14 protein-coding genes are annotated in these 12,270 nt (G+C 59.0%); 7 read left to right on the plus strand and 7 right to left on the minus strand.

All coding sequences use genetic code 11. The features are described from left to right. Positions 1-42: 42 nt before the first annotated feature. Entirely contained in the window at positions 43-1,257 is a 1,215-nt protein-coding gene (locus BUE38_RS14365) for an aspartate aminotransferase family protein (RefSeq protein ID WP_073435936.1), read from the minus strand. 215 nt (positions 1,258-1,472) lie between these two features. On the opposite strand from BUE38_RS14365, the gene BUE38_RS14370 reads away from it, so the two are divergent. After that, on the plus strand, positions 1,473-2,099 hold the full coding sequence (locus BUE38_RS14370; protein WP_073435937.1) for a class I SAM-dependent methyltransferase: 627 nt from the start codon (positions 1,473-1,475) through the stop codon (positions 2,097-2,099). 29 nt (positions 2,100-2,128) lie between these two features. On the opposite strand, the gene BUE38_RS14375 is transcribed toward BUE38_RS14370, so the two are convergent. Further along, positions 2,129-2,971 carry a DMT family transporter gene (locus BUE38_RS14375; protein WP_073435938.1) on the minus strand — a complete coding sequence of 281 codons (843 nt, stop codon included), beginning with the start codon at positions 2,969-2,971 and terminating at the stop codon, positions 2,129-2,131. Positions 2,972-3,123: 152 nt separating this feature from the next. Here BUE38_RS14375 and BUE38_RS14380 point away from each other — a divergent pair, with 152 nt between their 5' ends. Beyond that, on the plus strand, positions 3,124-4,056 hold the full coding sequence (locus BUE38_RS14380; RefSeq protein ID WP_084541959.1) for a LysR family transcriptional regulator: 933 nt from the start codon (positions 3,124-3,126) through the stop codon (positions 4,054-4,056). Between the two features lie 31 nt (positions 4,057-4,087). Here the strand turns inward: BUE38_RS14380 and BUE38_RS14385 are convergent, their stop codons facing one another. Then, positions 4,088-5,065, minus strand: a complete 978-nt coding sequence (locus BUE38_RS14385; RefSeq protein ID WP_073435940.1) for a GlxA family transcriptional regulator — start codon at positions 5,063-5,065, stop codon at positions 4,088-4,090. A 375-nt stretch (positions 5,066-5,440) separates the two neighbouring features. Continuing rightward, complete coding sequence (fabV, locus tag BUE38_RS14390) at positions 5,441-6,637, minus strand: enoyl-ACP reductase FabV (RefSeq protein ID WP_073435941.1); 1,197 nt, start codon at positions 6,635-6,637, stop codon at positions 5,441-5,443. 279 nt (positions 6,638-6,916) lie between these two features. On the opposite strand from fabV, the gene BUE38_RS22630 reads away from it, so the two are divergent. After that, positions 6,917-7,147, plus strand: a complete 231-nt coding sequence (locus BUE38_RS22630) for a hypothetical protein (protein WP_143166341.1) — start codon at positions 6,917-6,919, stop codon at positions 7,145-7,147. Next, positions 7,102-7,485, plus strand: a complete 384-nt coding sequence (locus BUE38_RS14395; protein ID WP_073435942.1) for a DUF7079 family protein — start codon at positions 7,102-7,104, stop codon at positions 7,483-7,485. The genes BUE38_RS22630 and BUE38_RS14395 overlap by 46 nt, the downstream gene beginning before the upstream one ends. Before the next feature lie 33 nt (positions 7,486-7,518). On the opposite strand, the gene BUE38_RS14400 is transcribed toward BUE38_RS14395, so the two are convergent. Together BUE38_RS14400 and BUE38_RS14405 are read right to left on the minus strand one after the other, a co-directional pair. Then, positions 7,519-8,010, minus strand: coding sequence for a glutathione peroxidase (locus BUE38_RS14400; protein WP_073435943.1), 492 nt, complete (start codon positions 8,008-8,010; stop codon positions 7,519-7,521). Between the two features lie 24 nt (positions 8,011-8,034). After that, a complete protein-coding gene (locus BUE38_RS14405; protein ID WP_234987014.1) occupies positions 8,035-8,571 on the minus strand; it encodes an NUDIX hydrolase in 537 nt (178 codons plus the stop codon). A gap of 328 nt (positions 8,572-8,899) precedes the next feature. On the opposite strand from BUE38_RS14405, the gene BUE38_RS14410 reads away from it, so the two are divergent. Then, positions 8,900-9,487 (plus strand): copper chaperone PCu(A)C, encoded by a 588-nt coding sequence (locus BUE38_RS14410; RefSeq protein ID WP_084541961.1) that lies wholly within the window; start codon positions 8,900-8,902, stop codon positions 9,485-9,487. Between the two features lie 12 nt (positions 9,488-9,499). Here BUE38_RS14410 and BUE38_RS14415 read toward each other — a convergent pair whose 3' ends face one another. Beyond that, the gene (locus tag BUE38_RS14415; protein ID WP_073435945.1) at positions 9,500-10,108 is read right to left on the minus strand and encodes a LysE family translocator; all 609 of its coding nucleotides are present in this window, start codon (positions 10,106-10,108) and stop codon (positions 9,500-9,502) included. A gap of 338 nt (positions 10,109-10,446) precedes the next feature. Between BUE38_RS14415 and BUE38_RS23515 the strand changes: the two genes are divergently transcribed. After that, on the plus strand, positions 10,447-10,527 hold the full coding sequence (locus tag BUE38_RS23515; protein ID WP_073435946.1) for a potassium-transporting ATPase subunit F: 81 nt from the start codon (positions 10,447-10,449) through the stop codon (positions 10,525-10,527). Between the two features lie 27 nt (positions 10,528-10,554). Next, complete coding sequence (kdpA, locus tag BUE38_RS14425; protein ID WP_073435947.1) at positions 10,555-12,270, plus strand: potassium-transporting ATPase subunit KdpA; 1,716 nt, start codon at positions 10,555-10,557, stop codon at positions 12,268-12,270.

A 12,270-nucleotide genomic window follows, 5' to 3' on the forward strand; every position in this document is an offset into this window, starting at 1 on the left:
TGCCTCCTGGCTTGGATGCTGCATTTGACGCCTGTCCAGCCATTACTGGCCGGATACCATGCGAGCGATCGCGCGCTCGAGACGCTCAAGCCCCTCGACGATATCTTCCTCGGGGATCACCAGCGACGGTGCCATGCGCAGCACATTGGGGCCGGCCACCAGAGCCATGACGCCCTCTTCGATCGCCAGCGGCAGAATATCCTTGGCACGGCCTTCATATTCCGGCGCCATCTCGGCACCCACCAGCAGCCCCTTGCCGCGGATCTCCTTGAACACGCCATGCTTGCGGTTGATGATTTCCAGATGCTCGCGGATCAGGTCGAAGCGCCTGTTGGCGCCTTCCAGAACCTCAGGGGTATCAATGTGACGCACCGCCGCCAGGGCCACAGCTGAGGCCAGAGCGTTACCACCATAGGTGGAGCCGTGAGTGCCGATCGCCATCGCCGGGGCAACACGATCCGTGGTCAGCATGGCGCCCACCGGGAAACCGCCACCGATCCCCTTGGCGCTGGTCAGGATGTCCGGGCTGACCCCGTAATCCATGTAGGCATACAGCGAGCCGGTACGGCCGGCGCCGGTCTGCACTTCGTCGAACACCAGCAGCGCGTCATGCTGATCACACAACTCACGCAGACCGCTGAGGAACTCCTGTGTCGCCGGCAGGATGCCGCCTTCGCCCTGAATCGGCTCGACCATCACTGCACAGGTGTTGTCGTCGATCAGTTCGCGCACGCTATCCAGGTTGTTGAACTCGGCGTGCACGATACCGCCCGGCACCGGACCGAAACCCTGGGAGTATTTCGGCTGACCGCCTACGCTGACGGTGAAGAAGGTGCGACCATGGAAGGACTGACCGAAAGATATGATACGGTGCTTGTGCTCGCCGTGGTTGTTGTAGGCCCAGCGACGTGCCAGCTTGAGAGCTGCTTCGTTGGCTTCACCACCGGAGGAACACAGGTAGACCTTGTCGGCGAACGTCCGCTCGGTCAGCTCACGGGCCAGTTCCAGTGCCGGCTCGTTGGTGTAGACGTTGGACAGGTGCCAGAGCTTGTCGGCCTGATCCTTCAGCGCATTGACCAGCACCGGATGGCAGTGGCCAAGGGCATTGACCGCGATGCCGCCAGCGAAATCGATGTACTCTCGACCATCCTGGTCCCACAGACGGCTACCCTCACCGCGTACCGGAATCACCTTCTGCGGGGAGTAGTTGGGCACCATGTACTGATCGAAATCGGCACGAGTCGGTCTAGAGGTCATCAGGATTCTCCGCTGTCATGAAAGTAAACGCCGGCCGGAGACGTCTCGGGCCAGTGGCTCATTCGAGTATAGGGAGACGCTGCCTTCAGGGCTTTCAGCGATGGGACCCGGATTTTCATAAAGCCCGGGGCCAACCATGGTGACGCCCTGGTAGAGCGGTACCAGACTCCACCACTGCCCTCCACCACTACTCTCCACCACAGCCGGGAGTTGCCATGATCAATACCACCCGCTGGAACCGACTGCGCTACTCCTGCTATGCGCCGATCTACGACCGCGTGGCAGGTCCACTGTTTCGACGTGCTCGCCGCGAATCATTGCGTGCGGTTCCCTGGCAATCCGGGATGAAGGTATTGCTGGTGGGAGCCGGCACCGGGCTCGATCTGCTCTGGCTGCCCCGTGATGTGGAGATCCATGCCACCGACCTGTCGCCGGCGATGGTCAAGCGCCTCGAAACCCGCGCCCGCAAGTTGAGCATCGATGTCGAGGCTCGAGTGATGGATGCGGCGCAGCTCGACTATGCCGATGGCGAGTTCGACATCGTGGTCATGCACCTGATCGTCGCGGTAATGCCTGACCCTGCTCGGGGCCTGCGAGAGGCCTGCCGCGTGCTCAATGACCAGGGCCTGTTGTGTGTCATGGACAAGTTCCAGTCGGACGAGCGTCCGTCGGGAATTGTGCGCCGCGGCCTCAACCTCGTCACCACCACTCTGGCCACCGACATTACCCGCCAGGCCCGCCCACTGCTCGAGCAGGCCGGGTTTCGGATCGACGAGGATGCGCCAGTGATGATGGGCCGGTTGTTTCGACGCCTGCAGGCCAGCAAGGCAGTCACAAGTTGATTTCTCGAACAAGTCAGGAGCACGAAGCTTTAATACCCATTACCCAGAGCGATCAGAGTGGTAGCAATAATCGACAAGCCGATACCAGCAAGACGTCGTAGTCCAACACTCTCCTTGCGGAAGAACGAACCGAGCAGGACGGGAACCAGAGGATAGAGCGAAATGATCACAATGCTGGTCAACGCCAGGGATCCTTGAAGCGAGAAGATGTAGAGAGCCAGTCCTGTCGCACTGATTCCGCCAGCCACAGCGGAAATGGATGCATTCCGGAGTGCCACAGTCTTCAATCTGGAATATGGCGCAAGCCATAACGCCCCGAAGAACATGCATGCCGCGATGGCATAGAGAGCAGAAGCGTCCTTCACCTGCCCCAACACAAGGAGCTGCACGGCAAACCCGAGACCTGCTCCGAGCCCCATGAGCACTCCTCGGGAAGCAGGCAGCGCTGCATGGAGTTTCTGTGCTGGTCCACCAGCCGAAACGAGCCAGAGACCCGGAATGGCAATCACAACCCCCATCATCATGACAGTGGTTGGCAGCTCACCCAACAGCACCATGGAAAAGGCAAGGGCAATGACCATCATGGAAACCGAGCTGACAGGAACAACCACACCAAACGATGACACAGCCAGCCCCTTATAGAGAAACAGAGCTCCGCAGGCCGAGCCCGCGCCGGCGACAATCCCCCACCATCCAGCGGCACTACTCCAGTTCGAGAACTGCAGTGCGAGTATCAATGCAACAAGAGATCCGCCTAGATGGGTAAAAAAGGCCAAACGAACGGGAAAATCCTTCTCTACAACCATCCCATTGACAAAATGAGTAAACCCAAGAGACAACATCGCAGACAAGGATATCAAGAGAGTCGACATTTACATCCTCGTTTCCTCACATTCAATACCCACGAACTTCAGCATTGAGCATCTGATCGCGGAACATTACCGTTCCTCAATACCCATGAAGTTAACGTCAGAAAGCAGGAAAGGAAAAATCAACTTGTCTCATTGACGCATGAGGAAGACTGATGGCAAGAAGACCGGATATCACAGTGTCACAACTTGGAACCTTTCTTCATGTCATCGAGGAAGGGTCTTTCACGGGTGCTGCGCGGCGCCTTGGAGTGAGTCAATCAGGTGTCAGTCACTCCATTGCTTCCCTCGAACGTCTTGTCGGTCACGATCTGATACACAAGCAAAGCCACCCTCTTCAACCCACCGGACCTGGAGAGGTTGTACTCGCCAGTGCAAGAAGGATCACATTCGAAATAGAGCAACTGCATTCCAGTGTCGAAGCTCTGCATAACACCATAGATGAATCACTTTGCATCGCCTGCATCCCCAGCGTATCGCAAGGCCTCCTGGAGCCATTCATCAATGAGTTTAACCGTCAATTTCCACAATCCATTGGCCTGATTCTCGAAGGCGTCGAGGAAGAGGTAAAAGATTGGGTAGAAGGCGGAATCGTTGATATAGGAATAACGACAGATACCACGATAATCAACCACTCATACTGGCACGACAACTTTTCATGGATTGAAATAAAGGATGATGAAATTCATGTCGCCATGCCAAAGGGTCATCCTCTTGAAGAGACTCAGGCAGTGGATATCGAGAAGGTTCCTGAACACCCCTTGATCATGTCATCAGGTGGCTGCGAGGCTCTGGTTCACCACATCCTGTCGCCCGTGATTGAAGACGAGACAGCCTTTCAAGTGGATTTCTGGGTCAGGAATACCGCAACACTCCTCAACATGGTGGAGCAGAATGTTGGTATCAGCTTGATACCAGAGCTCGCGTTACAGAAAAAACCTCAGACCAATGTCGTTCTCAGAAGGATGAATCCACCAGTTCATCGAACCATCATAGCGTTCTGGCCCCGACGACAAGGCATCAGCAGGATAGGAGGAATATTCACTGAGCGCCTGAAGGCTGCACACACAACAGAAATACGGGACTGACCCGTTCTTCAGCCAGCACCACCTGGAGCCATCAGCCGCCCAGGCGTTCTTCCCGTGGGGTGATACCGAAGTGATTGCGGTAGGCAGTGGAAAAGTGTGCCGCCGAGGAGAACCCGGTCTGCAGGGCGATCTCGCCGGCAGGGCGATCGGACTCGCGCAGCATGCGTCTGGCACGTTGCAGGCGCAGGTCGAGGTAATAGCGGCTCGGTACTGACTTGAGATACTTCTTGAACAACCGCTCCAGTTGCCGCCGCGACACCCCCAGATGTTCAGACAGCTCGTGGGTGGTGAGCGGTTCCTCGATATTGGCTTCCATCAACTGCACCGCTTCGACCAGGCTCTGCGGGGCATGGGACAGGCGTGAACGCAGCGGGATCTGCTGCGGTTCATCGCCCATGCGGATGCGCTCCATGACGAAGTACTCGGAAATCCGCGTGGCCAGCGCCGGGCCATGATGGTTGGAGACCAGCGTGATCATCATGTCCATCGCTGCGGTGCCTCCACCACAGGTAATGCGGTCGCGGTCGATCTCGAACAATTGCTGGGACAAGCGTACCCGCGGATGCGCGGCGGCAAAGGCCTCGAAACGCTGCCACGGCAGCGTGGCGCTGTAACCGTCGAGCAGACCAAGGCGTGCCAAGGCCTCGGTACCGCCGCCGATACCGCCGATCATGACCCCTGACGAGGCCAGCCGCTTGAGCCAGCCTCCCAGTTCATCGGGAATACCGCTGGGCAACATCGCAGGTCCGCAGACCAGCACCATATCGGGATAATGGGTAATGTCGTCCAGTGCCGCTGGTGCCAGGGTCTGCCGCGAGGTACTGGTCACCGCTTCGCCGCCACAGCTGTAACTGGTCAAGCGATAGAGCGTTCGCCCATGGAGCAGATTCGCTACATGCAGTGGTTCAGTGGCGCAAGCATGCGCCAGCAGGGAAAACCCCGGCATCACAACAATCCCTACCTCTCGCGTCAGCGCTGGGGAACGTGAAGTGATGGAGGCATCGGACATGGGAAACTCTCTGACCAATCATGGGGACCCACCCCCATTCTACGCCAGGAAAGTTCCTGAAATCAGGGATGATTTACCCGTTAAAGCGACACAGGAGATGGATGGCCCCGCAACCAGCGATGGCAGCAGCGGAAACCGCTATTAACATGGCAATCAAATAGCTCATCCTGATCGATTTGATTGTCGTCCACACCACACTAGCGCAGATGCATGGATCTGCTGGTGTGGTGCGGTCTCGCGTCGGCCTGATGGCCGACGGCAGCACGTCCCTGTGCAGCCATTAACCCAACATGAAAGCATGCCGGGTTAATACTGCCACCGAGGTGCTGCCGGAGTCAGAGCCTGGCGACCTGGCCTGAGTGTTGCAGCTGAACCTTATAGTTGAACGACGTCGAAGCTGATGTCCGGATCGACGTCAGCGTCGTAGTCGACGTCGTCACGCTCGAAGCCGAACAGCTTGAGGAACTCGTGCTTGTAGCCGGCGTAGTCGGTGATATCGAACAGGTTCTCGGTGGTCACCTGAGGCCACAGGTCCTTGCAGGCCTGCTGCACGTCGTCACGCAGTTCCCAATCATCCAGGCGCAGACGGCCCGCATCATCGGTGCTGAACTCACCACCGTAGAGGCGCTCACCAAACAGGCGGTTGAGCTGATCGATGGTGCCCTCATGCAGTCCCTGGGCCTTCATCACCTTATAGACCATGGCGATATACAGCGGCATGACCGGAATCGCCGCACTGGCCTGGGTGACTACAGACTTGAGTACCGCAACGTTGGCACCGCCACCGCTGGTCTTGAGCTGAGCATCGATGGCGCTGGCGGCGCGATCGAGGTCTTCCTTGGCCTTGCCGAGGGCGCCGTGCCAATAGATCGGCCAGGTGATCTCGGTGCCGATGTAGCTGAATGCCACACTACGGGCACCCGGTGCCAACACACCAGCATCGGCCAGTGCCGACATCCACAGTTCCCAATCCTGGCCACCCATGACATCGGTGGTATCGGCGATTTCCTGCTCGGTCGCCGGCTCCACTTCTGCCTCGATGATGGTGTCCTTGTTGGTGTCGATGGCGGTGGCACGGTAGGTCTCGCCGATCGGCTTGAGGCTGGAACGCTTGAGCTCACCGCTGTCAGGCAGCTTGCGTACCGGAGACGCCAGCGAGTAGACGACCAGATCCACCTGCCCCATGTCCTGTTGGATCAGCTCGATGGCCTTGTCGCGTGCCTCGTGGGAGAAGGCATCGCCATTGATCGACTTGCTGTACAGCCCTTCGGACTTGGCAAAACGATCGAAGGCCGCCGAGTTGTACCAGCCGGCAGTACCCGGCTTTTTCTCACTACCGGGCTTTTCGAAGAACACGCCCAGAGTGTCAGCGCCATAACCGAATGCCGCGGTGATGCGCGCAGCCAGGCCGTAGCCACTGGATGCACCGATCACCAGAACCTTCTTCGGGCCCTGGCCAGCATTCAGACCACGCGCGCGGGTTGCCTCGATCTGCTCGAGCACGTTCTTCTCGCAGCCGACGGGATGAGTTGTGGTGCAGATGAATCCGCGAACCTTGGGCTTGATGATCACGACAGACCTCTTCGTTCCAGGCGGGAAACCGCCCTGAATTGACTTGGGCAAAACGCTATTCTAGCGGCCTGGAGAGCTGCTGTCCGCACCGATCCACCTCCCAGTCCAGCCAAACCGGTTCCGAGCGCGGCCATTTGCACCTTGCTCCGTCGTCATGGCTGCGGCAGCATGCTGCCACTGCTCCGGTGTGGCGCTCCAGAAGTTGGCATGACTTCCGCTGTCATACTGGGTCGATGGTCAGGCGCCGTTATTAACCCGGCATGCTTTCATGTTGGGTTAATGGCGGCACAGGGACGTGCCGCCGTCGGCCATCGGGCCGACGCGAGACCGCACCCCACCAGCAGATCCGCGCATCTGCGCCAGTGGGGTGCGGACGACAATCAAATCTATCAGGAGGAGCTATTTGATTGCCATGTTAATAGTGATGTGGAACTTTCCTGGCCTGTATATCGAGGAGAAGAAGGATGGACGCACAGACTCTGGTCGATGAACGCGGCGAGCTGTGGCTGACACTGGCACCGCTATGGCTCGAGCGAGAGCCCCGTGAAACCGACTATGCGCGCATGACCGAGGTGATCCTGCGCTACGGCCTGACGCTGAAGGAGCTGGAATGGGTCATGCGTCTGGAGCTGGCCCCGGTGCTGTCACGCCAGCAGATGTCGGTTGCCGGAGAATGGCGCAAGTTCGATGACTATCAGCTGATGAAGCGCCTTGTGGGTCACAACATGCGTCTGAAAGGCTGGCGGCGCTCGTTCTGGACCCTGTTCTCGGGCCTGACCACCATGATGGTACGCCCGCGCATCAACGAGTTGGTCGAACGTGTCGCGGTGGCCCAGGCAACGCAATGACACCGGACGGAGCCCAGGGGCTGTCTTGAAAGCTCAGGTCACTGGCTCATCCAGTGCCTGCTCCAACTCCAGCAACATATCGACGGCCGTGGCGCGCGGCCCGAAGCGGCATATAGTACGACCATCGCGACCGACCAGAAACTTGGTGAAGTTCCACTTGATGGCACGTGTTCCCAGCACACCAGGCGCCTCCTGCTTGAGTGCCGTGAACAGCGGATGCGCCTTGCGGCCGTTGACCTCAACCTTTTCCATCAAGGGAAAGGTTACCGCATAGCGATGCTCGCCGAAGACACAGAACTCCTCAGCAGACTCGGGGGATTGATGGGCAAATTGATTGCAGGGGAAGCCCAGCACGGTAAAACCGCGCTCACGATGTTCGCGATACAGGGCCTCGAGTTCAGCCAGCTGCGGTGTGAAGCCACACTTGCTGGCCACATTGACAATCAATAGCACCTGGCCGCGCAACGCACCAAGGTTGAAGGGTTCGCCGCTATGGGTACGGCATTCATGGTCGTGAACTGACATTTCATGCACTCGCCGGGAATACCTTCACGATGACACGCAAACCACAGATTCGCCAGCTCCGGCATGTTCGCGATCGCGCAGCAGGCTGACCGCCAGCCGAGTGTCCGGCGTCACCTCATCCAGCGCCAGAGCTTCATCAATACTCATCCACCAGGCATCCGCCACCTCCTCGGGCTGCAGGCTCAAGTGGCCATCGAAGCTCACCGTGAACAGGCTGCCGAAGATGTGGTGGCCTTCCTCGCAATAGGTAAAGTCCAACACATGCGACAGGGGTTCGCGGCTTATGCCCAACTCCTCGGCCAACTCACGGCGCGCCGACTGGTGCACCGCCTCACCCGCTGCCACAACGCCACCTGCGGCCAGATCGATGCCTCCAGCAAAGACTTCCTTGGTCAAGGTTCGACGCTGAACACAAAGCTCATGGCGTGAGTTACGTACCACAATATAGGTGGCGCGATGCCAGAAACCCATGCGCCGCATCTGGCTACGCCAGGCACTGCCACAGGGACGGTTACGAGCATCGACCACCTGGATGCGCTCTCTGGCAATCACTGGAGCCACGGGGCTCTCCTGCGGCACGGCAGGGATCGTGCTGTCCGTCGACATCTATACTGGCCTCCAGCGCAAATGCTCCAGCCTAGCCCGCCGAAAGGCAATCGTCCACGCGCTGTGCGCGCCTGTTGTCCTCCGCACCGTGCCCTGGCAAGCATCCACTGACCAGAACCTGGTCAACCACTTGTGTCGCTCATCACTACCCAACAGACTGCTCGACAAGTGCATTGGCACCACAGCTATCAACGCGGCACTTCCCTGTCGCGCGACACCGCCCTACGGATATCTTCAGCTCCAATCTCGATAACTCCAATATCAACATCAGGGAGATGGCAACATGATGACGCCCCACCTCAGAACTCCACGTGCAGACACCCGCGCTTGCCGAGTCACAGGACGCAGTATCCTGAGCACCCTGCTTCTGTGCATGGCGCTGAGCGCAGGAAACGCCGTGGCTGACCATGAGGGCCACGACACCGACCACGAGCATCCGTCATCCTCCCGGACGGCGACCTCCGATATCGTCGTCGAGCACGCCGCGGCGCCCGCCACACCGCCGGGAGCTCCTACTGCGGTGGTGTATCTGGATATCCAGGCGAACAGCGAGCGCCAGCTTGTCGGCGGCGAGTCACCACTCAGCCAGTCGGTGGAGTTGCATCAGATGGGAGAAGAGGACGGCATGATGACCATGCGCAAGGTGGAGGGTCTGGATATCTCTGCCGATGAACCGCTACGCCTCCAGCCGGGCCAGCCATACCACATCATGCTGATCGGTCTTGAAGCCCCTCTGACCGCCGGTAGTGAGCTTCCGCTGACCTTGAACTTCAGTGATGGCGCAAGTGTCGACCTCGAAGTCCCGGTACAACACCGCGATGCCATGGCGACGGACGCGGAACACCAGCACGGAGAGCACCAGCACCAATGACCTGCAGACTGGCTACCCCATCAATACCCGTACCGCCAACGCCAGCAGCAGGACACCGGTGATCCGATTGATCCACTGCGCCCTGGCCTGAAGCCAGGGCAGTACCCTCGAGTGTGAAAGTCCCAGCGCTACGAGACTGTACCAGCCACCGTCGATCACCACTGCCGTCAGGACGATGATCGAGCGTTCGAGCGTGGTCATTTCCGGGGTAACGAACTGGCTGAGCAACGCAACAAAGAACAGGATCAGCTTGGGATTGCCCAGCGCCACTATCAGGCCATCTCGGGCGGCAATCACCAGACTGACTGACTGCCCCTGAGCCTGTAGCGCGCCTCCCGCCCCTGCCCGCAGGGCCTTGATCCCCAGCCATGCCAGGTAGGCGGCGCCCGCCCAGGTAATCAGTCGAAAGGCCGTGGGGTGATGCTCGATGACAGCGCCCAGCCCCCATACCGTCAGCAATGCATAGAAGCCGACTCCCATGGCATGGGTGATTGCCGCCACCAGCCCGGAGGCGCGACCACCGCCCAGGGTGTGGCGCAGCACCAGAGCGAGACTCGGCCCCGGCGACATGGCTCCCATGGCGCAGATGGCAGCGAGTGACAACCACAGGGATAACGGCATCCTTTCAACTCCATGACGGCATTGCGATGGGCAAGCCTACCATGGTTGCTTCAGTTGGTGAGGCCCGACTCGAGCCACCTTTTCCTTCCAACACGACGCCCCCCTGTCTGTGCCATCGCCATGAATCCAGGTACTGCAGCATGGGGCATACCGGTCGACCTTTCCCAGCCATCAAACGTTCTGGCCATCAAGCCGGAAGCCGGTGCCCGGTCCCCGCAGTTGAATTTTACGAACTTTTTACGTCTCCGCACGCAAAGCCACATCGAATTTTTACGCGGAGCGGCAGTAGCCTTCGCCTACACCATCAACTTTCGTTTACTCAACCTGGAATCGACACCATGCAACTCCTTCTGCTGATCGTCTCGCTGGCAACGGGAGCCTATCTGTTCAGCGCTCTTCTCTGGCCTGAGCGCTACTGACATCTCGGTCAACCCGTGGAGACAGACATGAACGCAGTGATCATCTGCTATGCCCTGGTCATTGGGCTGGCATTACCGCTCGGCCTGTACATGGCCCACTCTCTGGACGACGACCGAAAGGCACCTCTGGATGCCCTTTTCCGTCCCATCGAGGGGCTGATCTATCGGTTTGCGGGAGTGAAACCGGATCATTCAATGACCTGGCGTGACTATGCCTGGGCAGTGGTGAAACTTCACGCCCTGTTGATTCTGTTCGCCTGGTTCACCTTCATGGCGCAAGGTGTACTTCCCCTCAATCCAGATGATATTGCTGGCATGCGCTGGGATACGGCACTGCATACTGCCGTGTCCTTTGCCACCAACACCAATCAGCAACACTATTCAGGTCAGGCACAGCTCTCGTACCTGAGCCAGACACTGGCCATTGTCACTCTGCAGTTCATCACCCCGGCGACAGGGTTGGCAGTGTTGCTGGCCATCGTTCGAGTATTGCTGAAAAGGAAAGCGAACAAGCAGGACTCGGCCTCATCGACCACAGCTGGAGTGGGCAACTACTACCGTGATCTGGTGCGCACTATCGTGCGGGTCATGCTACCGGTCGCAACGGTCGTGGCCCTGCTGCTGGCCTGGCAGGGCGTGCCCAGTACCTATGAAGGTGCGCAGAGCATCGCCCCGCTCGACAAGGGAGTTTCCATCAGCCAGGAAATTCCTCGCGGGCCAGTGGCTTCCATGGTCGCCATCAAGCAACTCGGTACCAATGGCGGAGGCTGGTATGGCCCCAACTCCAGCGTCCCGCTGGAGAACCCGACAGCCATCTCCAACATCATCGAGACCGTAAGCCTGCTGCTGTTTCCTGTTTCGCTACTGGTGGCCACTGCAATCATCACCGGTCGGCGCAAGCTGATGAACGGTATTGGTGCGGTGATGGTGGCCTTCTCACTTGTCTCGTCCACCACCGCCATCGTATCCGAGAAGATGCCGAATGCCGCCTTCATCGGGCTGTCGGCCAGCGCCAGTCCGAACATGGAAGGCAAGGAAGTCCGCTTCGGCCCCGAGATGTCCGCACTGTGGGCCAGTTGGACCACACAGACATCGAATGGCTCGGTCAATGCCATGCACGACAGCTTCAATCCTGTCGGTGGACTGGTGACCCTGATGGACATGTTCGTCAATGTCACCTTCGGCGGCATCGGGGTTGGCCTGATCGGTTATCTGCTGTACCTGATGCTGGCAGCCTTCATCGGTTCGCTGATGATCGGTAGAGCACCGGAACTGTTGGGCAAACCACTGGAGTCACGTGAGATTCGCTGGATCTCGGTAGCGATTCTTGCCCAACCACTGACCATCCTTGGTCTGACCGCCATCACGGTTGCCTTCCCGGGTCTCGCAGGAACCTCCAACCCCGCTTTTCATGGCCTGTCTCAGGTGCTCTACGAATACACCTCGGCCTTCGCCAACAACGGCTCGGGCTTTGAGGGCCTGGGCGATGACACCTTGTGGTGGAACCTGACCGCCGTCGTTGCCCTGTTGGTCGGCCGTTTTCTGCCCATGCTGGCGCCTCTCGCCATTGCCGCCTGGCTGGCGGAGAAACGTACCGCGCCCAGCGGTCGCGGAAGCCTGAACATGGATAGCGGCGCCTTCGTTGGCCTCACCGCTGGCGTCATCGTCATCATCAATCTACTGAGCTTCCTGCCGGTGCTGTTTCTGGGCCCCGTTGCGGAACAGCTGACATCCGGATTCTGA

It is taken from the genome of Halomonas cupida (assembly GCF_900142755.1).
Classification (GTDB): Bacteria; Pseudomonadota; Gammaproteobacteria; order Pseudomonadales; family Halomonadaceae; genus Halomonas; species Halomonas cupida.